Here is a 24028-nt window from a genome sequence, read left to right on the forward strand (position 1 = left end):
CATGGCAGAAGAACAATATGATTTAGTTATTCTAGGCGGTGGCACTGCAGGTTATGTCGCAGGCATCCGCGCATCTCAATTGGGCAAAAAAGTCGCGATTGTTGAAAATCAATTACCCGGCGGTACATGTCTGCATAAAGGATGTATTCCGACTAAAGCCTTGTTAAAGTCAGCTGAAGTATTACATACAGTTAAACATGCCGCGTCATATGGTATTGAAACAGAACAATTTAATTTGAATTATAATAAAGTATATGAACGAAAAAATGATATTGTTGAACAAATGTATACTGGCGTTAAGCACTTAATGCAGCACAATCATATCGATATCTACAACGGCACTGGACGTATCCTGGGTTCATCAATTTTTTCACCTCAACCAGGTACAATATCTGTTGAATACGAAGATGGTACATCTGAACTTATTCCGAATGATTATGTGCTGATCGCGACAGGTTCTAGACCAGCGGAATTACCTTTCTTATCATTTGATCACCAAGTTGTACTTTCAAGCAATGACATTTTAAAAATGACAGAGCTTCCTCAGTCCATTGCTATTATTGGCGGCGGTGTTATTGGTATGGAATTTGCTTCATTATTAAATGATTTTGGTGTTGATGTAACAGTTATAGAAGCAGGTGAACGCATTTTACCTAGTGAAAATAAATCAGTTACACAAACATTAAAAAAACACCTGAATGATAGAGGTGTGCAGATTCGTGAAAATGTTCAATTATCTGAAGACCAAATTCAAATTAGTGATGATTCAGCTGAAATCAAACTAGAAAATGAAACACTGCAAGTAGATAAAATTTTATTAGCAGTAGGTCGCAAACCAAATACAGAGGATATCGGCTTAAACAATACAAAAATTAATTTAGACGAAAAAGGTTTTATTGAAGTTAATAACAAACAACAAACCCAAGAACAACATATTTATGCAGCTGGAGACTGCATCGGTAAATTACAACTTGCACACGCTGGTTCTAAAGAAGGGACAACTGCAGTAGAAGCAATGTTTGAAGACTCAGTAATTCCAGTTGATTATAATGCAATTCCAAAATGTGTTTATACTTATCCTGAAATCGCATCAATCGGCATGAATGTAGAACAAGCTAAAGCCGCAGATTATAAAAAAGCACGTAGTTTTAAAGTTCCTTTTAAAGCTATTGGTAAAGCTGTGATTGAAGATGCTAATCAACAAGATGGTTTTTGTGAAGTAGTGGTAGACCAAGAAACAGATTCTGTATTAGGATTAAGTATGATAGGTCCACATGTAACAGAACTAATCAACGAAGTTGCTTTACTACAATTTATGAATGGATCTACGCTTGAATTAGGACTAACAACACATGCACATCCTTCACTTTCAGAAGTTCTAATGGAAGCTGGACTTAAAGCAGCAAAACGCTCTGTTCATGCGTAATATGAGGAGGAAATAGAAAATGATGGATTATAAATCTGCCGGTCTGACCGAAAATGATTTAAAAGAAATGTATAAATGGATGGATCTTGGCCGCAAATTAGATGAAAGAATGTGGCTCTTAAACCGTGCAGGCAAAATTCCTTTCGTAATTAGTTGCCAAGGTCAAGAAGCAGCACAAATCGGTATGGCGTTTGCGATGGAAAAAGGAGATGTTTCAACACCTTATTATCGTGATTTAGCATTAATCACATATCTCGGTATTACACCTGCTGAAACAATGATGTCAGCTTTTGGTAAAAAAGGAGATATCAACTCTGGAGGTAAACAAATGCCTTCACATTACAGTAAAAAATCTGTCGATATTTTATCACAAAGTTCACCAGTAGGCACGCAAGTATTACAAGGTGTAGGTGCAGCTTTAGCATTAAAAATGGATCGCAGACCTAATATTGCTATGGCAACACTAGGTGAAGGAACATCTAACCAAGGCGATTTCCATGAGGGACTAAACTTTGCTGGGGTTCAAAAATTACCATTTATTTGTGTGATTGAAAACAATGAATATGCAATCTCAGTCCCATCACACTTACAATATGCTGCTGAAAAACTTTCTGATCGTGCGCTTGGATATGGTATCCACGGAGAAAGAGTAGATGGAAATGATCCAATTGCAATGTATAAAGCTATGCATGAAGCACGCGAAAGAGCATTAAGTGGCGAAGGTTCTACTTTATTAGAAGCAATGTGTACTAGAATGACTGCACATTCTTCTGATGATGATGACCAATATCGTAGTCCTGAAATTAGAGAAGGCTTAAAATCTCAAGATTGCAATATTAAATTTAAAGCACATCTGATGAATTTAGGCATTGCGGATCAAGCTTGGTTCGACGAAATTGAAAAAGAAAATAAATCAATCGTCAACAAAGCAACAAAAGAAGCAGAAGCTTCTCCTTATCCAGATCCAAGTGAAACATATACATTTGTTTACGAAGAAGGAGGGCTTGAATAATGGCTAAACTCACTTATTTAGCAGCTATCAAACAAGCAATTTATCAGGCTATGGAAAAAGACCCTGATGTATTTGTATTAGGAGAAGACGTCGGTAAAAAAGGTGGCGTATTTGGTGTTACTCAAGGCTTACAAGAAAAATTCGGAATTGAACGTGTCATCGATACACCATTAGCCGAATCAAATATCGTTGGTACAGCTATCGGAGCATCTATGTTAGGTAAGCGCCCAATTGCTGAAATTCAATTTGCTGAATATATTTTACCAGCGACTAACCAAATTATGAGTGAAGCTGCAAAAATGCGTTACCGTTCAAATAATGATTGGAGTTCACCAATCACTATTCGTGCACCTTTTGGTGGAGGTATACATGGCGCTTTATATCATTCTCAAAGTATAGAAAGTGTTTTTGCATCTACACCTGGATTAACAATCGTTATTCCATCTACACCATATGATGCGAAAGGTCTGCTATTAGCTTCAGTTGAATCAAATGATCCTGTACTTTATTTCGAACATAAAAAAGCGTATCGGTTACTTAAAGAGGAAGTACCTGAAGAATATTATACAGTCCCACTAGGTAAAGCGGATGTAAAACGTGAAGGCAATGATATTACAGTCTTTACTTATGGTTTATGTGTTAATTACAGCTTACAAGCTGCAGATGTTTTAGCAGAAGAAGGTATAGATGTAGAAGTTGTCGACTTACGTACAGTTTATCCATTAGACAAAGAAACGATTATTGAACGTGCAAAACGTACAGGTAAGATTTTACTTGTAACTGAAGATAATTTGGAAGGCAGCATTATGTCAGAAGTATCAGCAATCATCGCTGAAAATTGCTTGTTTGATTTAGATGCTCCAATCATGCGTCTTGCTGGTCCAGACGTGCCATCTATGCCATTCTCGCCACCATTAGAGGATGAATTCATGATGAATCCAGATAAAATCAAAGCAAAAATGTTAGAACTTGCACGTTTCTAAATTATAGGAGGCTTATCAAATGGAAATCAAAATGCCGAAACTCGGAGAAAGTGTACATGAAGGTACAATTGAACAATGGTTAGTAGAAGTCGGCGATACTATTGAAGAATACGAGCCTATTTGTGAGGTTATTACAGATAAAGTAACAGCGGAAGTACCGTCTACTGAAGCTGGTACAATTACCAAAATCCTAGTTGAAGCTGGGGAAACTATTAGTGTCGGGACTCCAATTTGTGAAATTGATGCTGAAGGTTCATCAGATGAGAGTTCAGAATCTGATTCAAAACCAGAATCAACAGCAACTACAGAAAAATCCGAAAATGAAAATACATCAACAGAATCCCAAACTGAATCTAAACAAAATTTTAAGAGCGCTACCTCTGATAAACCACTAAATAATGGTAGATATTCACCTGTTGTATTTAAACTAGCTTCTGAACATCAAATTGATTTATCACAAGTTAAAGGGACAGGCTTTGAAGGTCGTGTGACAAAAAAAGATATTGAATATGTAATTGCTCACCCAGAAGCTGTCTCAACTCAAGCTGGGTCAACACCAATTCAAAATAAACCTGCTGAAAAAGAAAGTATCCAACCTTCTGCATCTACAGAACAATCAACTGTTCCAGCTGATTCTGTTCCTGTGAATGGTGTGCGTAAAGCGATTGCTAAACATATGGTTCAAAGTGTTTCAGAAATTCCTCATGCATGGATGATGGTAGAAGCTGATGCAACAAACTTAGTGAAAACTAGAAATCATCATAAAAAGCAATTTAAGGCAAAAGAAGGTTATAATTTAACATTCTTCGCATTCTTTGTTAAAGCAGTTGCAGAAGCATTAAAAGAGTTTCCAATGTTAAACAGTAGTTGGCAAGGCTCTGAAATTAAAGTTCATAAGGATATCAATATCTCAATTGCAGTAGCTGTAGAGGATAAATTATATACACCAGTCATCCACAATGCAGATGAAAAATCAATTAAGGGAATTGCACGCGAAGTTAATGAATTAGCTCAAAAAGCACGTCAAAATAAATTAACACAAGCTGATTTACAGGGTGGAACTTTTACTGTAAATAATACTGGAACATTCGGTTCTGTCTCTTCGATGGGCATTATTAACCACCCACAAGCTGCGATTTTACAAGTAGAATCCATTGTGAAAAAACCAGTTGTGATTGATGATATGATTGCAATTCGTAATATGGTGAACTTATGTATTTCGATTGATCATCGTATTTTAGATGGCTTACAAGCTGGTCGTTTCATGAACACAATTAAAAATAGAGTAGAACAATTTACAATCGAACATACGCATATTTATTAAACTGTTCTTAATGTTAAAGTTAATCCTGTTGAAGATTACTAAATTAATTAGTAGAATAAAATAGAACGTTATTAAGAACTGAAAGGTGATTTCGATATGGATTTAAATTTCGATTTATATATGAACGATGTTGTAGAACAAGCACGTAACGAGATAGAAAAAGCAGGTTATGAACAACTTACAACGCCTGAAGAAGTAGATGCTGTATTAAAACAAGACGGTACTACACTTGTTATGGTTAACTCAGTTTGCGGTTGTGCCGGAGGTATTGCACGTCCAGCTGCTGAACATTCATTACATTATGATAAACTACCTGATCGCTTAGTTTCAGTCTTTGCAGGACAAGATAAAGAAGCGACACAACAAGCGAGAGATTATTTTGAAGGTTATGCTCCTTCGAGTCCATCATTTGCGTTAGTTAAAGATGGTAAAATTGCTGAAATGATTGAACGTCATCAAATAGAAGGCCATGACATTATGGATGTTATTACACAGCTTCAAAATTTATTCGAAAAATATTGTGAAGAACGATAAGAGGTAAAGCAGATGATGCGTTTTAATCCCTATAAAATAGGATTTAGAACGATAAAGACTGCTGTAGGAATGGCACTTGGAATAATTATTGCCAAATTAATTGGTTTAGATAATTTTTCTTCAAGTGCCATTTTAGTTGTTTTATGTATTAAACATACAAAAGTACATTCCCTACAAGCAATTGTTTCTCGTTTTGTATCCTGTATTCTTATATTGATATTAGGATCTATCGTTTTTAGTTTGCTTGGTCAAAATGCAATTGTATTAGGTTTAATCGTATTATTCTTTATACCTTTAACAGTAGTATTAGGGGTACAAGAAGGTATTATTACAAGTTGCGTTATATTGCTACATGTTTTTAATGCTAAAGTTATTGATTTACATTTATTTATCAATGAAGTTTTACTGTTAATCGTTGGCTTAGGTATCGCTTTTATTATGAACTTAATTATGCCAAGTCTAGATAAACAATTAAAAGAATATAAACATAAAATAGAGAAACAGTTTACTGAGACTTTCAATACATTCAGTAAATCATGTTTTGATTTAGATTATCCAGTAGATGTGCCACTCAAAAACATTGAACTCGAAATCCAAAAAGCGAAATCTTATGCGTTCAGAGACGTAAAAAATCACTTTGTTCGTAACGAAAACTCTTATTATCATTATTTTGATATGAGAGAAGAACAATTGGAAATAATAGAGCGTATTGAACACCTGCTGAAGAATATAAAATCAGAAGATAAAATGATGCACCGTTTAGGTAATTTGTTTGCTGAAATAGCTAAGAACGTTAATAGTAATGATTATACTGCGATGCGTCTGTATTCACTTTATGATTTACATATTGATCTTTATGATCAATCTCTGCCTCAGTCGAAAGAAGCCTTAATCAATCGTGCAAACGAAATACAAATTGTTAGTGAACTAGAACGTTATTTACAAATTAAATCTCATTTTGGATCGTTAAAATTATACGATGAAATATAAAAAAACGAGGGTGATCTTTTTTACAGATCATCCTCATTTTTTATTACTGCATCAATGGTGCTAAACTTGATAATATCAGTGCAACGATTACTGCTACCAACATAACGATGATAACAACTTTTGAGACTTTGCCTTTAAACACGTTATTCTCCTCCAGATAAACTTTCTTCTTAATTATAAATATAGTACTTTATTTTAAATCAATATGGTTATGTTTTCAACTTGACGCTTACAAATTATTATATCATGATTTTAACCTATTTTTTAGAACATATATGTTTTACAAAGCAGATAAATCGTATACACTAAACATAGTATAGGAAGGGGTTAGAACATGATTAACGAACAACGTTTACTAGAAACATTTTTAGAATTGGTACAAATCGACTCAGAAACAGGTCATGAAGAAATCATTCAACCAATTCTTAAAGAAAAATTTGAAAGTTTAGGTTTAACAGTAAAAGAAGATAATGCAGGTGAGCAGCCTGATTTAGGTGCAAACAACTTAATCTGTACACTTGCGGCAACAGAAAATCACAATAAAACCCAAAAAATTTATTTTACAAGTCATATGGATACAGTTGCACCTGGTATTGGCGTTAAACCTATCATCAAAGATGATGGATATATCTATTCAGATGGTACAACTGTACTAGGCGCAGATGACAAAGCAGGGATTGCTGCTTTACTTGAATTAATTCAAGTATTAAAAGAAAATCAAATCCCACATGGCCAAATTCAATTTGTTATCACAGTAGGTGAAGAGTCTGGTTTACTAGGTGCTAAGGCGCTTAATCCTGAATTATTAGATGCACAATTTGGATACGCAGTAGATGCTAGTGCACCAATTGGAACAACTGTATTGGGTGCACCTACACAGATGAAACTTAGTGCAGTAATTCATGGTAAAAAAGCACATGCCAGCACACCGGATAAAGGTGTAAGTGCTATTAATGTTGCGGCGAAAGCAGTCAGTAAAATGAAGTTAGGTAAAATCGATGATGAAACAACTGCCAATATCGGTAGTTTTACTGGCGGTTCAGCAACGAATATAGTCGCTGACGAAGTCACATTACATGCGGAAGCCAGATCACATGACAATAACAAAATCGAAGCCCAAATCAACCATATGAAACAAGTATTTGAAGAAACTGCTGAAGCTTATGGTTGCAGTGCTGATGTATTTACAAGTAAAAGTTATCAAGGTTTTAAAGTAGCTGAAGATGCTAAAGTGACACAATATGCAGTAAAAAGTGCACAAAGTTTAGGATTAAGTGGAAATACAGTGGTTGCCGGAGGCGGCTCTGATGGTAATATTATCAACGCATTAGGTATTCCAACTGTGATTATTGGTATCGGATATCAAAATATCCATACAACTGAAGAAAGAATGGAAATTCAATCTTTAAATTTATTAGCTGAACAACTACTTAAAATTGTAGAATTAACCAGCGATTGATTTTAAGCTTGAATAAGTGAGCAGGAACGCTAATTGTGATACAATAAAATAGAAAATTTTTATCAAAGAGAGGTAAGTAATATGACGCAACAAATTGGTGTAGTCGGTTTAGCCGTAATGGGTAAAAACCTAGCTTGGAATATTGAATCTCGTGGCTATACAGTCTCAGTTTATAACCGCTCAAAAGAAAAAACTGACACAATGGTCGAAGAATCAAAAGGCAAAAATATTCACCCAACTTATTCTTTAGAAGAATTTGTGAATTCACTTGAACGTCCACGTAAAATTCTTTTAATGGTTAAAGCAGGTCCGGCAACGGATGCGACAATCGAAGGTTTATTACCATTATTAGATGATGGTGATATTTTAATCGATGGTGGTAATACAAACTATCAAGATACGATTCGTCGTAACAAAGCATTAGCAGAAAGCGGCATTAACTTTATTGGTACAGGTGTATCAGGAGGAGAAGTAGGCGCATTGACTGGTCCTTCAATCATGCCTGGTGGTCAAAAAGAAGCATATGACAAAGTTGCTGATATCTTAGAAGCAATTTCTGCTAAAGCTGACGATGGTGCGCCTTGTGTAACATACATTGGTCCAGACGGTGCAGGACATTACGTTAAAATGGTACACAATGGTATCGAATATGCTGACATGCAATTAATCGCTGAAAGTTATGCATTAATGAAAGATGCATTGCATATGTCACATACTGAAATCGCAAATACATTCAAAGAATGGAATGCAGGCGAACTTGAAAGTTACTTAATTGAAATTACTGGTGAAATCTTCAACAAACTTGATGAAGACGGTTCCCCATTAGTTGAAAAAGTAATGGATAAAGCAGGTCAAAAAGGTACTGGTAAATGGACTTCTATTAATGCATTAGAGCTAGGTGTACCATTAACAATTATTACTGAATCTGTATTCGCACGCTTTATCTCATCAATGAAAGATGAGCGCGTCGCTGCTTCTAAAGAATTAACTGGCCCATCACCAAAATTTGAAGGTAATAAAGATGAGTTCTTAGAAAAAATCCGTAAGGCGCTTTATATGAGTAAAATCTGTTCATATGCACAAGGTTTTGCGCAAATGCGTAAAGCAAGTGAAGAAAACGAATGGAACTTACAACTTGGCGATTTAGCTATGATTTGGAGAGCAGGTTGTATTATTCGTGCACAATTCTTACAAAAAATTAAAGAGGCATATGATAATAATCCAGAATTACAAAACTTATTATTAGATCCTTATTTCAAAGAGATCGTAACAAATTATCAATCAGCATTACGTGATGTTGTTGCTGAAAGTGTTGCAAATGGTGTTCCTACACCTGGATTTGCTGCGAGCATTAATTACTTTGACAGCTATCGTTCAGAAAACTTACCAGCAAACTTAATTCAAGCACAACGTGACTACTTCGGTGCGCACACTTATCAACGTAAAGACCAAGAAGGTACATTCCATACACATTGGGCCGAAGAAAAATAATTTTATAAATCTATAAAAAGCACACTATCAGATTATCATTTCTGATAGTGTGCTTTTCACTTTAATTATTCATCTAAATCAACAGGCAACCATAATTGAATTTTTGTAAAAGGATTGTCGAAGGAAATATCAAATGGATAAACTTCTACATACAAAGCTTCAGTTTCATAAGGCATCGTCAGCTGCAATCTTGTTTCAATATAGTGCCATGCTTCATTAACCGCAAAATCAATCTCACCTTGTAAATTAAACTTAGCATATTGTCTAGAGGGTAAAAATCGACTTTCTAAATGAGCGGGGTACCGTTCGCTTGGTACACCTATAAACAATTCAACACCATTTTCCAGTGGGCATTTTACAACAAATAGTTCATGAGGACTTACATCGTTATAACGTTCAAGTTCTTTAATTTTACCATCTACTAATAAATCCTCTAAAAAATCAGCAACAAGAAATGGATTGCTTAAGTCCTCTGTATTCACAAATTTAGCATAACCGACTAATGCGTGATCCTTAGATTTTTCTAATCTATACGTATAAGGTGGACGATCCGTTGTTGCTATTCTTAAATATAATCTTTCTTGCATTTTCAACTCATCTTGCTTCAGCTTTGCTTGAATAGGGGAAATGCCATGATAATCACTAAATGCATTAGCAAAATCATTTGTATCTTCATAATGATACTTTTTAGCGATATCTACTAAACGAAAAGCCCCTACAATCACATCTTCAGCTGCTTTCGTTAATTTTCTAGCTTCTGCATACTCACTAGGAGATAAGCCGACAACCATTTTAAAAGACTGATCTAGATGCATGGGAGAAAGGCCAACGTAATCGCTTAAATCTTGCAAATGAAAAGGCTCATAAACACGGTCCTCAATATAAACAATGGCCTGTTGTATTTGCTTGATAACGTCCAAACTGCTCACTCCTAAAATAACTATTGTCCTATATTATACCGTATTCTTCTATGACTTTCCTACAAAAAGACGTTAAAAAAACAAGACAGTATCAATGTTGTGACACTGTCTTGTCTTCATAAATTTAAACTGATATTAATGTATATCGTCCCACCAGTGGAATCCATCACGACTTAATAACAATTCACTTGTTAATGGACCGTTAGTACCTGATTTATAGTTAGGGAAGTCAGGTTCAACTTGATCCCATTCTTCTTGAATTGCATCAACATATTTCCAAGTTGATTTTAATTCTTCCCAGTGTGTAAAGTTTGTTGCATCACCTTTTAAGCAGTCGAACAATAAGTTCTCATAGGCGTCAACAGTATTCATTTTATCTTGTGCACTCATTGAGTATGATAGTTGAACTGGTTCAGTTTCAATACCTTGTACGTTCTTCTTCGCATTTAAATGAATAGAAACACCTTCATTAGGTTGGATGTTAATAACCAATAAGTTGGAATCTAAATGCTTATCTTTTTCGTAATATAAATTCATAGGTACTTCTTTAAATTCAACCACGACTTGAATAGATTTACGTTTCATTCGTTTACCAGTACGGATGTAGAATGGTACACCAGCCCAACGGAAGTTATCAATCATGACTTTACCTGAAACAAAAGTAGGTGTGATTGAGTCTTCGCTGACACGATCTTCTTCACGATAGCTTTTAACATACTTGCCATCAATTTCACCAGCATCATATTGACCACGTACAAAGTTTGTACGAACCGCTTCAGAATCCAATGGTTGCAACGACTTCAACACTTTCACTTTTTCCGCACGGATATCTGCACTATTTAAACTGATCGGCGGTTCCATCGCTAACAACGCCACCATTTGAAGCATATGGTTTTGGAACATATCTTTCAATGCACCGCTAGATTCATAATACCCTCCACGGTCTTCAACACCTAAAATCTCAGATGAAGTCACTTGAATATTTGAAATGTATTTATTGTTCCATAAAGGTTCAAACATCGCATTCGCAAATCGTAACACTTCGATGTTTTGTACCATATCCTTACCAAGATAATGGTCAATACGGTAAATTTCATTTTCTTTAAATGATTTTCTAATTTGTTTGTTTAATTTTTCAGCTGAAGCCAAATCACTGCCGAATGGTTTTTCAATTACAAGGCGTTTGAATCCTCTTGTCTTAGTTAAACCAGATGATTTTAAGTAATCCGTAACTAAACCAAAGAAATTAGGGGCCATAGCTAAGTAGAATAGGCGATTTCCTTGTAAGCCGAATTCTGAATCGAGTTGATTACTAAACTGCAATAAATCATCATAGCTTTGTTCTTCGCTGACATCATGTTTGAAGTAAAATACATGTTCCATAAATTGATCAAGGTGTTTTGTATCTTTTACATGAGCTTGAATAGATGACTTAACTTGGTTGCGAAAATGCTCATTCGAATAGTCACGACGGCCAATACCAATGATTGCAACATGTTCATCTAAATTATCTTGTTGGTATAAATGGAATAGTGAAGGGAACAGCTTTCGATGACTTAAATCACCAGTTGCTCCAAAAATTGTAATCAAACATGGTATATGCTTTCTTTTATTACTCAAGATTCAAAACCTCAATTCTATATTAGATATGCTATTATTATAAACTATGAAGAATTAATGTAACACATTTATGCTTAAATTTCTTCGTGTTTGTCATTTTAGATATGGTACACTAACGTGTAGAGAGGAGCGTTATAATGGAAATTACATTTTTAGGTACTGGAGCGGCGTTGCCAACCAAAGAACGCAATACACAAGCAATAGCGCTCAACTTAGAACCCTATTCAAATTCAATATGGCTATTCGATGTAGGAGAAGGAACGCAACATCAAATCTTGCATCATTCGATTAAACTCGGAAAAGTAGACCATATTTTCATCACCCATATGCATGGTGATCATATATTCGGCTTACCCGGCTTATTAACAAGCCGTTCTTTCCAAGGAGGGGAAGATAAACCCTTAACAATCATTGGGCCAAGAGGTATTAAAAGCTATGTTGAAATGACATTACAAGCCTCATTATCTAAATTAAATTATCCAATTACATTTTTAGAAATTGATGAACAATTACATTACCATCACGAAGGTTTTACAATCAGTGCATATGCTTTGAATCATGGTGTACCATCATTCGGCTACCGTATTGAAGCACCAACCACACCTGGTAAAATAGATGTCGCTGCATTAAAAGCTATCGGTATGGAACCAGGACCAAAATACCAAGAAGTCAAAGAACAAAATACTTTTGTATTCAACAATCAAACTTATGACTCATCACAATTTAAAGGTTCAGATAAAATAGGTCCTAAAATCGCAATATTCGGCGATACCATGCCTTGTAAAAATGAATATTTACTTTCTGAAGATGTTGACGTGATTGTTCATGAAGCTACATATATTGATGGTGATAGAACATTAGCGGATAGTCATCATCATAGCCATATTTCAGATGTATTAAAACTATTAGAAGATTCTCATGCGAAACAAGCATTGTTGAATCATATTAGTAACCGTTATAACCTGAGTGATATCGATGTGTTGTATGCTGAATTACAAGAGCATTATCCACATTTAAAATTTAAATTCGTAAGAGACTTTGATGCGTTTGAAATATAAAAATGCTGAGGCAGATAATTTAACTGTCTCAGCATTTCTTTTATCAATTTTAACTTATTCGTCGTTCGATAACTCTTTACTTCTTTTTACTGCCGCATTGAAGCAATCTTCGAAAATACTTTCAATATCGTGTTGAGCTAAAGCATCTAAGCCTGCTTGCGTCGTTCCACCTTTAGAAGTCACGTTTTGTCTTAATTGTTCCATACTTAAATCAGAACGCTCAATCATTTTTCCAGTTCCGATTATCAAGTTACGTATAGATTCTTCAACTTCTTCTTTATCTAAACCAAGTCTGACACCCGCTTCTACATATTGTTCAAACACATGATACAAGAAAGCAGGGCCGCTGCCAGTAATCGCAGTGACTTGATGCAACGCATCTTCTTGAACTTCAATTTCTGAACCAAACGCATGGACAATATCAATAACTTGTTTTCTATCTTCTTGCTTATAGTTTTCTGAGAAACTGATACCTGTGACTGAATGACCGACTTGTGCGTTCGTATTAGGCATAATACGTGCAATTGGGTTATCATGGTCAAGTTGTTTTCTGATATACTGTATCGAGATACCAGCCATGATGGAAATAAATCTATTTTTATCTGTAATATATGGACGGATTCTATCAGCTAATGCTTCAAAATCATAGGGTTTCGTTCCTAAAAAGACAAAGTCAGCATCTGCTAATAATGCGGCGTCATCATAACTATAATTAACGCCTAATTCGTCAGCATAGCCTTTTAAGACCGCTTCATTAGAACGGTTTGTAATATAAATATCATTAGGATCGATTACTTCAGATGCAATTATTCCTGCAAAAATAGCATGAGCCATGTTGCCTGAACCATAGAATACAATTTTCATATTTTGAATAGCACTCCCTATATTTTGATAATTGATACACTTATCATAGCAATATCAATCATTTTGCACAACAATGTTAATTTGAGGCTATAATTTCAACGGATATACAACTCATACAGAGCGGAGGATTATAATGCAACAGATAATAGGAAAGCATTTTATCGTAACAGGAGGCACGAGTGGACTTGGCTATGCACTTACGCAACAACTTTTAGCCAAAGGTGCTCATGTGACTTTACTAGTAAGAAACATAGAAAAATTTAATGAAACACATTTTCCAGTCAATCAACACTTATTAGATTCAAAGTATTGTGATTTAAATGATGCAACAGATATTCATCAACTCACATTTTCAAAACCAATCGATGGATTTATACATAGTGCAGGGTTGGGATATTTTAAACCTATACTGCAACATAGTGAACAGGAAATGATAGAAACGTATACCATTAATGTCCTTCATTTCAACTTATTATTATCTCAACTTGCACCTTATTTTACACAACATCCTTTTATAGTCGGTATCAGTAGTTTAGCAGCTTTTTCTACCCAAACAGCAAGTGGTCACTACGCAGCGAGTAAAGCAGGATTTAATCAAGTATTAAACACATTAAGATTGGAACAGCCAGATTATCAAGTGACAGTAGTAAATGCAGGACCGATACGTACACCATTTCATGCTAAAGCAGATCCTACACTAAATTATGCTGCACAAGTTGATAAGTTTATGTTAGATCCTAATGTACTAGCGAGAGATATCATTTCTGCGATGTTAAAAGGAAAGGCTGAAGTTAATCGCCCTAAATGGTTGCACAAACTTTTGAAAATCTATCAATTATCACCAAGAACACTTGAAAGGTTGGCACCGCAATTATTTAATAATAAAAACTCATAATAAAAAGACTTGTCATATCCGTCCAAAATAGTTCTCAGTAACAACGTTACGTTATTTTGAGGAGATGACAAGTCTTATTCATTTATATTCCTATTTATGATTTAGTGGTTTAGTTGAGATGATTTGTATAATGCAAATCTTTTACGCGTTCTTTTGCGGCATGTAAACGTGTTAAATCCACATGTGTTTGATAATTCTTCACGTTTTCTTCTAGTTGTTCAACACTACTAGCACCTGCCACAATTGAACCTAAAACGTCTTGTGTTAATAAGTAATTGAAAGTGAGTGCTGATAAATTATTTTCAATTTCTTTAAGCGATGCGACTGTACTGCCAAGTTCTTGATAACTATAATCAAAAATACCATCCGCAAATTTTTGGTCTAACGCTGTATTGCTTTCAGCTGTCAGTAACCCTTTAAATAATGGTCCACGCGCGAGCATTTTAACACCTTTTTGATGTGCTTGTTGAATTAAATCTTCAGGACGATTATCAATCAAATTATACTGTGCCATCCAAGTGTCAATTTGACTGTGCTCTAAATAATATTTAATAACATTAGGGCGAATAGAAGAGATACCATAGGCACGAATTAATCCTTCTTGTTTTAATTCGTCAAAAGCACTGATTGTTTCATCAAGCGGATCTTCAATTGTTCCGCCATGTAATTGATATAAATCTATTTGATCGACACCTAAGTTTTTTAATGATTGTTTGACACTTTCTTTGATGTGTTTCTTAGAAGGATCCCAAAATGTCGTACCATCTGGTTGAAGGTGGTTACCGACTTTGGTTCCGATAACGATATCTTCTGAGTTTTGATACGGTTTCAAAATTTCTCCTACTAACTTTTCATTGATGCCTTTGTCATACATGTCTGCTGTATCAAAATATGTTATTCCTAATTCAATGGCACGTTCGATAATGGCTTGTGCATGTTTCTTTTCTGTACCAAGACTCATACACCCTAAACCTAATTCAGAAATCTCTAAACCGCTATTCAAAACATTCTTTTGCATGTTGTGACTCCTTTCGATACACTTTAATTGTCTAACACTGCTAGTTTATCAGTATTTCAATATAGTTAAAAGGAACGTGATTCAAATGGATTTAACAGAGAAAACATTAAATAAACAAACTATCTACAAAGGTAAAATTATTGAAGTAGATGTAGATGAAGTACAATTACCAAATGGCAAGACTTCAAAACGTGAAATTGTTAATCACACAGGTGCAGTTGCAGTATGTGCATTAACTAACGAAAACAAAGTAGTTTTCGTTAAACAATATCGTAAACCGATTGAACAAGTATTGTTAGAAATCCCAGCAGGCAAGTTAGAAAAAGGGGAAGAACCAAAATCAGCAGCTTTACGAGAATTAGAGGAAGAAACAGGTTATAAAGCGAATAGTTTAGAATTGATTGCTGATATTTATACCTCTCCTGGATTCGCAAATGAGAAAATCGCTATTTATTTCACTGACGATTTAGTAAAAGGCGAGGTCCATCTAGACCCAGATGAATTTGTTGAACAAGTAGAGTTGAGTCTCGGTGAAATCAATGATTTAGTACAAAATCATAAAATTGAAGATGCCAAAACTTTAATCGCGTTACAACACGTATTATCACATTATAATCATTCTAAATAACAAATGAGAATGTGTTGCAATTTGCCTCAAATACTGGTAATTTATAGATGAGTCATTAAGTTACATTACAATGATAATAATTATTAGTAGAGGAGTGAGGCTTCCGTGGAAGAACGTTTAAAACGCGTGAAGCAACAGTTACAAAAATCATCCTACAAATTAACTCCACAACGTGAAGCAACGTTAAGAGTGCTTATTGAAAACGAAGAAGATCATCTCAGTGCAGAAGATGTCTATTTAAAAGTAAAAGACAAAGCACCAGAAATTGGTTTAGCAACTGTCTATCGTACTTTAGAACTGCTTGCTGAACTTAAAATCGTCGATAAAATCAACTTTGGCGATGGCGTTTCACGTTTCGACTTGAAAAAAGAAGGCGAAAAGCACTTCCATCATCATCTTGTATGTATGGAATGTGGTAAAGTTGAAGAAATTGTCGAAGACTTATTGCCAAAAGTCGAAGAAAGAGTAGAATCTGAATTTTATTTCAAAATTTTAGACCACCGTTTGACATTTCATGGTATTTGTCGTGAGTGCCAACAAAAGAAAAAAGAGAGTTAGTTTAGGTTAGAAGGTGAACGGATTGGAAACGAATTTTCAAAATATTATTGAGGAATATTTAAAGTTCATCCAAATTGAAAAAGGTTTAAGTGTTAACACCATTGGCGCCTATCGTCGTGATTTAAATAAATATAAAGCCTATTTAGAATTAAAAAAGGTTAAACATATAGATTTTATTGATAGAGAGACGATTCAACAATGTTTAGGATATTTACACGATGAGGGTCATTCCGCAAAATCAATCGCACGCTTTATCTCCACTGTTCGAAGCTTCCATCAATTTGCGCTCAGAGAACGCTATGCCGCAAAAGACCCGACAGTTTTAATTGAAACTCCGAAATATGAACGCAGATTACCAGATGTGTTAGATGTCGATGATGTTTTAGCGTTGTTAGAAACGCCGAATTTAGGAAAAAACAACGGCTATCGTGACAGAACTATTCTAGAGTTGCTTTATGCAACGGGTATGCGTGTAACAGAGTTGATTCATGTCAGAGTCGAGGATGTCAATCTGATTATGGGCTTTGTCCGCGTATTCGGTAAAGGAAGCAAAGAGCGGATTATCCCTTTAGGTGAAACGGTGATTGATTATTTGAAAAAGTATATCGAAACTGTTCGTCCGCAATTATTAAAGCGTACAGTTACGGACGTACTCTTTTTAAATATGCACGGCAAACCTTTATCACGACAAGGAATATGGAAACTCATTAAACAATACGGTGTCCAAGCCAATATATCTAAAAAGCTGACACCCCATTCATTACGTCATTCATTTGCGACACATTTACTAGAAAATGGGGCAGATTTAAGAGCAGTTCAAGAGATGTTAGGACATTCTGATATTTCAACTACACAACTTTATACGCATGTTTCGAAATCTCAAATCAGAAAAATGTACAACGAATTCCACCCACGTGCATGAGCCATGATCATTTGGTTCATGCACTATTTTTTATGTTTCAAATGATTTTGTTTTAATGCTTCTAATCTTGCTTGTTCAACTTCATGACGATCTCTTAACAAGTGATGGTCGCAGATATAAGGAAGTGTATTAATTTGATGCATGATTGCATAATCAGGATAAATGCGTTTGATTTGTTTTTTTATTGTTGAGAGTAAAGGTAATTCTACTGGTTTAAATAGTAGCTCCTGATTAGTACTTTCAATTAACTCACGTAATAACATTAGATAACTTCTGCTTTCTAATCCTAATTGATCTAATTTAGCATAATTCGCATGAGCAACTCGATTAGCACGATTAAATAATGTATGTGCACCTTTATAATTTGTGCGTCTATAGTGATAGCATCCGGTCGCACACAAAATTAAACTCACTACAGCGTCTTGTTTCGTGAAATGAGATTGAGCTTTCCATGCGTCTTCTAAAATATCATGGCACAAAAAATAATGTTGTTTAGTGTGGAACTGATAGTAAAACTCGATTAATGCTTGTTTCATCTGTTAAGCGCTCCTTGTTTCTCGTTTAATTCTTATAATGATTGATGTATAATATTGTACTGAATGACAAATGCGACTTGCAATTAAAGGAGATACAAATGGATGTACGAAGTTAAACTAGATGCTTTTAATGGGCCGCTCGATTTATTATTACACTTGATACATAAATATGAAATTGATATTTATGATATTCCCATGAAAGCTTTAACCGAACAATATATGAATTATATTCATGCGATGAAACAATTAGAAATTAATATTGCAAGTGAATACCTAGTTGTAGCATCAGAGCTGCTTATGATTAAAAGCAAAATGTTATTGCCGCAACAACCAGATCTAGAAGATGAAGACTTAGACGATCCTCGTGAAGATCTAGTAGGAAGATTAATAGAATATCAAAACTACAAAGAATATACTGAATTTCTAAATGAAATGAAAGTTCAAAGGGAACAGTACTATAGTAAACATCCAACTGACTTAAGTCATTTAGAAACTGCAGAATTATGGGATGAAAACCATACGATTGACCTGACTGAATTAATTATGGCGTATCAACGTATCAAGACTAGAGCTTCATTTGACACGCCGAGACAAGTTACTATCCAAAAAGAAACATTTACGATTGAACAAGCGTCAACACAAGTGTCTGAACGTTTGGCAAAAGCAACGTCATTTAATTTCTTCAGTTTGTTCACTTTTAAAGAGACAACAGAGCATGTCGTTACACATTTTCTAGCAATTTTAGAATTGTCTAAATCAGGCATTATTCAAATTACACAAGATAAAGAATTCGCAGACATTAATATAACTCGAGGTGTAAATTATGGCGCTTAAGCAAATCGGAATATTAGAAGGTTTATTATATACAGCAGGGGATGAGGGGTTAGAAATAACTCAGCTGCAAGACATATTAGATATCTCTGAGGAAGAATTGCTTGCATTAGTAGCTGACTATGAATCACCCGGACTCATGATTCATCAATATGGAAACACATTAGTTCTGACAACTAAACAAGCATTAGCTGATTATATCGAACAACTTGTGAAGCAACAATCTAATATGAAACTGTCTCAAGCAGCCATGGAAGTCCTTTCAATCATTGCTTACAACCAACCTGTCACAAGAAGTGATATTGAAGTCATACGAGGAATTAATTCTGATGGTGCTGCCAAAACATTGATTGCTAGAGGGTTAATCGAAGCTAAAGATGAAGACAATTCAAGAAGCCAACAATTATATACTACGCCGTTATTCTTAAATGTATTCGGCATGAAAAATATAGATGAATTACCAACGACCGAAGAAGAGGAAGAAGAAATAGAATCATTCTTCAACAATTTAATTAACCAAAAAGGAGATAATAATGAGTAAAGAATTAGAGAGATTACAAAAGCGTATCGCAAATAGCGGTTATACGTCTAGAAGAAAAGCAGAAACATTAATTACAGAAGGTAAAGTTAAAGTGAACGGGGAAACTGTAACTGAATTAGGTACTAAAGTAAAACCTTCAGATAATGTTGAAGTTGAAGGCGTTAAATTAGAACAAGAAGACAAACTTTATATTTTATTCTACAAACCAGCACAAGTTATCACAAGTGTATCTGATGATCGAGGCAGAACAGTCGTAACTGATTATTTCGAAGACTTAGAAACACGTATTTATCCAGTTGGCCGTTTAGACTACGATACATCTGGATTGCTTATCTTAACTAATGATGGCGAGTTTACAAACTTAATGACACATCCTCGTTATAAAATTAAAAAGAAATATGTAGCTAAATTAAAAGGTTATTTGATGCGCGATGAAGTGAAACAACTTGAAAAAGGAATTCAATTAGAAGACGGAAAAACACATCCAGCAGAAGTTAAAATTAAAAATCAAGATAAAGAAAAAAATACAACACTTGTTGAAATTACAATTTCAGAAGGTAGAAATCGACAAGTACGTCGTATGTTCGAACATTTCGGTCATGAAGTAACAAAATTGACGCGTATTGAAATGGGTGGTCTGACATTAAAAGGCTTGAACGCTGGAGAAGGACGTGTCTTAACGCCACATGAAGTGAAAAAACTTCGCAATTTAGCCGCAAATGGTTAAAACTTGTAGCAACAGCATAAAAGTTTGTGAAATTATGCACAAATTATGTTAATCTATTTTTATTCACAAGGTTACAATTAACTTGTTGATATATGCTTATGTTATAATATGCTTTGTAGTGAAAAATCGTCTTTTTTTACAACCTTTATATATAATAAAAATACGAAGACGATACTCAAATTATTAAATCCGAGAAAGTTATGACAGATATTTTATCAATACAGGAAATCATTCATGATGTTTATGATGTTTTAGGACTTGTCTGTCTATACTTATTGGACAACTATTGTTGAATGCTCATATGGGAGGTACATAAAATTATGACAAAAATTCTTGTCGTTGATGATGAAGAAAGAATTCGCAGACTATTAAAATTATATTTAGAACGAGAATCTTTTGATATCGAAGAAGCTCGAGACGGCAAAGAAGCATTAGATTTAGCTTTAAATCATGACTATGCTTGTATCTTGTTAGACTTGATGCTTCCCGAAATCGATGGTATTGAAGTTGCAAACCGTTTGAGAGAGTACAAAGAAACTCCAATCATTATGTTAACTGCAAAAGGGGAAGAAACGAACCGTGTAGAAGGATTTGAATCAGGTGCAGATGATTATATCGTCAAACCATTCTCTCCAAGAGAAGTCGTACTTAGAGTAAAAGCTTTATTACGACGCACGCTAACAGCAACTTCAGATCAAAATGAACCACATGCTAGAGATTTAATAGAATTTAAGCATTTGGTTATTGATAATGATGCACACCGTGTACTTGCAGATGGTACACAAGTCAATTTAACACCTAAAGAATACGAATTATTAATTTTCTTAGCGAAAACACCTAACAAAGTATTCGACCGTGAACAATTATTAAAAGATGTTTGGCATTATGAGTTCTATGGAGACTTGCGTACTGTAGATACTCATGTTAAACGACTCAGAGAAAAATTAAACCGTGTCTCAAAAGATGCAGCTCAAATGATTCAAACTGTATGGGGCGTTGGTTATAAATTTGAGGTCGACAACAACGATGAAACGACTCAATAATGTCGTCATAAAACTGTGGTTAACTATTATTTTAATAGTAACGACAGTTTTAATTTTACTTAGTGCTGCATTAATCACATTCATCCAACAGTATTATACGCAAGATACTGAACATTCTTTAGTCAACGATGCACATCGTATCAGTAATCTGCTAGAGGAGTCAGATAATAAATCATTAGCTATCAAACATAGTAAAATGCTTATCGAAGGCCCAAGCGGTTTGATTATAATGAAAAATAAAAAGGATGAATATTATAACTCACATTCAAAATTCAAAGAACAAATGATGGATGTGATTCAAAAAGATAAAGACTTTGCGCAAGTATTCGACAATAAACAAAAAGCATCTGAACATATTAAAATGACTGTTGATGGTCAAAAACATACGTATGTTTTAGTAGGATATCCAACAAAAGTTGATAACACACATCCTAATGGTGCAGTCTTTATTTACCAAGACCTAAAAAGCATCGATGATACAAATAATGTTATTACCATTATCATACTTGTTACAGCGGTTATTTTCTTAATCGTGACCACTGTATTCGCTTTCTTCTTATCATCACGAATCACAAAACCGCTTCGCCAACTCAGAACCCAAGCAACCGGCGTTTCTAAAGGCAATTATTCTTTAGTGAACGATATTCATACAAAAGATGAAATAGGTGAACTCGCACACTCATTCAACCTGATGAGCAATGAAATCCAACGTCATATTGATGAAATCTCAGCTTCTAAAAATATTAGAGAAAGTTTAATCAATTCGATGGTTGAAGGTGTATTGGGTATTAATGAAAATAGGGAAATCATCCTATCTAACCAACTCGCTCAGCAAATGGAAAATGAGCTTGATGGAGAAAACAAAGCATTATTCGTTGAACAAATGAATAATACTTTCACAGATAAGGAAACACAGTTTGAAGAATATGAAGTCAATAACCGTTATTATGTGGTAATTATGAGTTATATTGATCAATTCCAACCAAACGGCAGCAGTGGTATTGTCGCAATCATTCGAGATATGACAAATGAACACAAACTGGATCAAATGAAAAAAGACTTTATTGCGACAGTTTCACATGAACTCAGAACACCAATTGCCTTATTGCAAGGTTATACGGAATCGATTGTAGACGGTGTAGTTTCAGAACCTGAAGAAATTAGAGATTCGCTTTCTATTGTCTTAGATGAGACACAACGTTTGAATCGATTAGTCAATGAGTTGTTAAATGTTGCGAGAATGGATGCTGAAGGCTTATCTATTCACAAAGAAGTGCAACCTATCAGCCAATTGCTTGATCGCATGCAGTTGAAATATCGTCAACAAGCAAGTGAATTAGAAATTGATATAGATCTCGCGCCAGAGACACACAACCAATTATGGTTCTATGATTCGGATCGAATGGAACAAGTACTTACAAACCTAGTCGATAATGCGACAAGATATACTGGTCCTGGAGATTCCATTAAAATCACAACTGGCGAAGATGATAATTACGATATTTTATATATCTCAGATACTGGCAGTGGTATTGCACCTGAACATGTAGAATTAGTTTTCGATAGATTCTATAAAGTAGATGCTTCTAGAAAACGCGGCAAAGAGGGAACAGGACTTGGTCTATTCATCAGTCGTATGATTATAGAAGCACAAGAAGGTACAATTAATTTAACGAGTGAATTAGGTAAAGGCACGACTTTCATTATTAAATTACCAAAACCACATCATCATGAAGCATAATCATTTAACTTGGGCGTTTCGCCCAAGTTTTTTTATTTTCCTAGTTAAGCAATCGGATTGAACTTTTAAGATAAATCGGCTACAATAAATAGGAAAATAAAATATTAATGAAATTCATCTTCGGGATCGGGTGCAATTCCCAACCGGCAGTAATTTAAGCCTGCGACCTGTATTTATCGATTGATAGATATGGCTGATCTAGTGAGATTCTAGAGCCGACAGTATAGTCTGGATGGGAGAAGATGGAGGGTTTATTTGTTGTGCAATGAAATCCTCCTATTCACGTAGATGAATGGAAGGAGCCTTTATGAATCAACAAAACAACAAACGTTTCATCGTCATAAGTATGTTGAGTGCAATTGCTTTTATTTTGATGTTTATCAAATTTCCTTTACCATTTTTGCCTCCGTACTTAACTTTAGATTTTAGTGATGTACCTGCATTATTAGCAACCTTTATTTTTGGACCTATAGCAGGCATCATCGTCGAATTGATTAAAAACTTATTGAATTTCTTATTTAACATGGGAGATCCAATTGGGCCTTTAGCAAACTTTGTAGCAGCAGTAAGTTTATTATTAACTGCGTACTATGTCAGCAAAGCCGTTAAAAGCCGCTTCAATATCATCATTGGCCTCATTGTAGGTACAATCGTCATGACATTGGTATTAAGTGTTTTAAACTACTTCGTATTATTACCGCTATACGGTATGATTATGAACTTAAGCGATGTCATGAAAAACTTAAAAATCATAATAGTATCTGGTATTATACCGTTCAATATTATTAAAGGTATCGTAGTATCTATCGTTTTCTTATTGTTATATAAACGATTAAAGAAAGCACTGCGTTATTAATAACAAACTAAAGAAACGGGGTCGGGACATAAATGTTCTGACTTCTAATAA

The 24028-nt window shown here is 34.7% G+C and carries 24 protein-coding genes and 1 riboswitch; of the genes, 19 read left to right on the forward strand and 5 right to left on the reverse strand.

The features are described 5' to 3' along the window. The first annotated feature begins 1 nt into the window (after position 1). The 8 genes from lpdA to gndA all read left to right on the forward strand — a co-directional run bounded on the left by lpdA (position 2) and on the right by gndA (position 9219). The gene (lpdA, locus tag HMPREF3270_RS02290) at positions 2 to 1426 is read left to right on the forward strand and encodes a dihydrolipoyl dehydrogenase (protein WP_070848358.1); all 1425 of its coding nucleotides are present in this window, start codon (positions 2 to 4) and stop codon (positions 1424 to 1426) included. 19 nt (positions 1427 to 1445) lie between these two features. Continuing rightward, the gene (locus HMPREF3270_RS02295; RefSeq protein WP_070848357.1) at positions 1446 to 2438 is read left to right on the forward strand and encodes a thiamine pyrophosphate-dependent dehydrogenase E1 component subunit alpha; all 993 of its coding nucleotides are present in this window, start codon (positions 1446 to 1448) and stop codon (positions 2436 to 2438) included. Next, positions 2438 to 3421: an alpha-ketoacid dehydrogenase subunit beta gene (locus HMPREF3270_RS02300; RefSeq protein ID WP_023015167.1), complete on the forward strand. Its 984-nt coding sequence runs from the start codon at positions 2438 to 2440 to the stop codon at positions 3419 to 3421. The genes HMPREF3270_RS02295 and HMPREF3270_RS02300 overlap by 1 nt, the downstream gene beginning before the upstream one ends. Positions 3422 to 3440: 19 nt before the next feature. Further along, a complete protein-coding gene (locus HMPREF3270_RS02305; RefSeq protein ID WP_070848356.1) occupies positions 3441 to 4745 on the forward strand; it encodes a dihydrolipoamide acetyltransferase family protein in 1305 nt (434 codons plus the stop codon). A 96-nt stretch (positions 4746 to 4841) separates the two neighbouring features. Then, complete coding sequence (brxB, locus tag HMPREF3270_RS02310; protein WP_002481008.1) at positions 4842 to 5279, forward strand: bacilliredoxin BrxB; 438 nt, start codon at positions 4842 to 4844, stop codon at positions 5277 to 5279. A gap of 12 nt (positions 5280 to 5291) precedes the next feature. Continuing rightward, positions 5292 to 6269, forward strand: a complete 978-nt coding sequence (locus HMPREF3270_RS02315) for an aromatic acid exporter family protein (protein WP_002481007.1) — start codon at positions 5292 to 5294, stop codon at positions 6267 to 6269. Between the two features lie 334 nt (positions 6270 to 6603). Continuing rightward, positions 6604 to 7728 (forward strand): M20/M25/M40 family metallo-hydrolase, encoded by a 1125-nt coding sequence (locus HMPREF3270_RS02320; RefSeq protein WP_070848355.1) that lies wholly within the window; start codon positions 6604 to 6606, stop codon positions 7726 to 7728. An 81-nt stretch (positions 7729 to 7809) separates the two neighbouring features. Beyond that, positions 7810 to 9219 carry an NADP-dependent phosphogluconate dehydrogenase gene (gene gndA, locus HMPREF3270_RS02325; protein ID WP_070848354.1) on the forward strand — a complete coding sequence of 470 codons (1410 nt, stop codon included), beginning with the start codon at positions 7810 to 7812 and terminating at the stop codon, positions 9217 to 9219. 65 nt (positions 9220 to 9284) lie between these two features. Here gndA and HMPREF3270_RS02330 read toward each other — a convergent pair whose 3' ends face one another. Both HMPREF3270_RS02330 and zwf read right to left on the reverse strand, forming a co-directional pair. Further along, complete coding sequence (locus tag HMPREF3270_RS02330; RefSeq protein WP_057510488.1) at positions 9285 to 10139, reverse strand: AraC family transcriptional regulator; 855 nt, start codon at positions 10137 to 10139, stop codon at positions 9285 to 9287. Positions 10140 to 10274: 135 nt separating this feature from the next. Further along, positions 10275 to 11759 carry a glucose-6-phosphate dehydrogenase gene (gene zwf, locus HMPREF3270_RS02335; RefSeq protein ID WP_002481003.1) on the reverse strand — a complete coding sequence of 495 codons (1485 nt, stop codon included), beginning with the start codon at positions 11757 to 11759 and terminating at the stop codon, positions 10275 to 10277. Between the two features lie 137 nt (positions 11760 to 11896). On the opposite strand from zwf, the gene rnz reads away from it, so the two are divergent. Further along, entirely contained in the window at positions 11897 to 12817 is a 921-nt protein-coding gene (gene rnz / locus HMPREF3270_RS02340; RefSeq protein ID WP_070848353.1) for a ribonuclease Z, read from the forward strand. A gap of 54 nt (positions 12818 to 12871) precedes the next feature. Here rnz and proC read toward each other — a convergent pair whose 3' ends face one another. After that, positions 12872 to 13681, reverse strand: a complete 810-nt coding sequence (gene proC / locus HMPREF3270_RS02345) for a pyrroline-5-carboxylate reductase (protein WP_002481001.1) — start codon at positions 13679 to 13681, stop codon at positions 12872 to 12874. A gap of 133 nt (positions 13682 to 13814) precedes the next feature. Between proC and HMPREF3270_RS02350 the strand changes: the two genes are divergently transcribed. Further along, positions 13815 to 14576, forward strand: coding sequence for an SDR family NAD(P)-dependent oxidoreductase (locus HMPREF3270_RS02350; protein ID WP_176745468.1), 762 nt, complete (start codon positions 13815 to 13817; stop codon positions 14574 to 14576). A gap of 109 nt (positions 14577 to 14685) precedes the next feature. Here the strand turns inward: HMPREF3270_RS02350 and HMPREF3270_RS02355 are convergent, their stop codons facing one another. Beyond that, the gene (locus HMPREF3270_RS02355; RefSeq protein WP_002480999.1) at positions 14686 to 15594 is read right to left on the reverse strand and encodes an aldo/keto reductase; all 909 of its coding nucleotides are present in this window, start codon (positions 15592 to 15594) and stop codon (positions 14686 to 14688) included. An 85-nt stretch (positions 15595 to 15679) separates the two neighbouring features. On the opposite strand from HMPREF3270_RS02355, the gene HMPREF3270_RS02360 reads away from it, so the two are divergent. The 3 genes from HMPREF3270_RS02360 to xerD all read left to right on the forward strand — a co-directional run bounded on the left by HMPREF3270_RS02360 (position 15680) and on the right by xerD (position 17702). Continuing rightward, complete coding sequence (locus tag HMPREF3270_RS02360) at positions 15680 to 16222, forward strand: NUDIX domain-containing protein (RefSeq protein WP_070848352.1); 543 nt, start codon at positions 15680 to 15682, stop codon at positions 16220 to 16222. A gap of 105 nt (positions 16223 to 16327) precedes the next feature. After that, a complete protein-coding gene (locus HMPREF3270_RS02365; protein ID WP_070848351.1) occupies positions 16328 to 16780 on the forward strand; it encodes a ferric iron uptake transcriptional regulator in 453 nt (150 codons plus the stop codon). A gap of 22 nt (positions 16781 to 16802) precedes the next feature. Further along, positions 16803 to 17702 carry a site-specific tyrosine recombinase XerD gene (gene xerD / locus HMPREF3270_RS02370; RefSeq protein WP_002480996.1) on the forward strand — a complete coding sequence of 300 codons (900 nt, stop codon included), beginning with the start codon at positions 16803 to 16805 and terminating at the stop codon, positions 17700 to 17702. A 23-nt stretch (positions 17703 to 17725) separates the two neighbouring features. Here xerD and HMPREF3270_RS02375 read toward each other — a convergent pair whose 3' ends face one another. Next, positions 17726 to 18238: a DUF309 domain-containing protein gene (locus HMPREF3270_RS02375; RefSeq protein WP_070848350.1), complete on the reverse strand. Its 513-nt coding sequence runs from the start codon at positions 18236 to 18238 to the stop codon at positions 17726 to 17728. Between the two features lie 102 nt (positions 18239 to 18340). Between HMPREF3270_RS02375 and HMPREF3270_RS02380 the strand changes: the two genes are divergently transcribed. The 6 genes from HMPREF3270_RS02380 to HMPREF3270_RS02405 all read left to right on the forward strand — a co-directional run bounded on the left by HMPREF3270_RS02380 (position 18341) and on the right by HMPREF3270_RS02405 (position 23977). Then, complete coding sequence (locus tag HMPREF3270_RS02380) at positions 18341 to 19072, forward strand: segregation and condensation protein A (RefSeq protein ID WP_023015178.1); 732 nt, start codon at positions 18341 to 18343, stop codon at positions 19070 to 19072. Then, positions 19062 to 19610, forward strand: coding sequence for an SMC-Scp complex subunit ScpB (gene scpB / locus HMPREF3270_RS02385; RefSeq protein ID WP_057510490.1), 549 nt, complete (start codon positions 19062 to 19064; stop codon positions 19608 to 19610). Before HMPREF3270_RS02380 ends, scpB begins: the two co-directional genes overlap by 11 nt. Then, on the forward strand, positions 19603 to 20337 hold the full coding sequence (locus HMPREF3270_RS02390) for a pseudouridine synthase (protein WP_023015179.1): 735 nt from the start codon (positions 19603 to 19605) through the stop codon (positions 20335 to 20337). Before scpB ends, HMPREF3270_RS02390 begins: the two co-directional genes overlap by 8 nt. A 320-nt stretch (positions 20338 to 20657) precedes the next feature. Continuing rightward, positions 20658 to 21380: a response regulator gene (locus HMPREF3270_RS02395; protein WP_002480991.1), complete on the forward strand. Its 723-nt coding sequence runs from the start codon at positions 20658 to 20660 to the stop codon at positions 21378 to 21380. After that, positions 21364 to 23121 (forward strand): ATP-binding protein, encoded by a 1758-nt coding sequence (locus HMPREF3270_RS02400; RefSeq protein WP_002480990.1) that lies wholly within the window; start codon positions 21364 to 21366, stop codon positions 23119 to 23121. The genes HMPREF3270_RS02395 and HMPREF3270_RS02400 overlap by 17 nt, the downstream gene beginning before the upstream one ends. Before the next feature lie 112 nt (positions 23122 to 23233). Beyond that, positions 23234 to 23369, forward strand: a riboswitch (FMN riboswitch). A 59-nt stretch (positions 23370 to 23428) separates the two neighbouring features. Beyond that, positions 23429 to 23977 carry an ECF transporter S component gene (locus HMPREF3270_RS02405; RefSeq protein WP_002480989.1) on the forward strand — a complete coding sequence of 183 codons (549 nt, stop codon included), beginning with the start codon at positions 23429 to 23431 and terminating at the stop codon, positions 23975 to 23977. Positions 23978 to 24028 lie beyond the last annotated feature (51 nt).

Origin of the sequence: Staphylococcus sp. HMSC65H10, from assembly GCF_001839185.1 — a bacterium.
Lineage (GTDB): Bacteria > Bacillota > Bacilli > Staphylococcales > Staphylococcaceae > Staphylococcus > Staphylococcus simulans.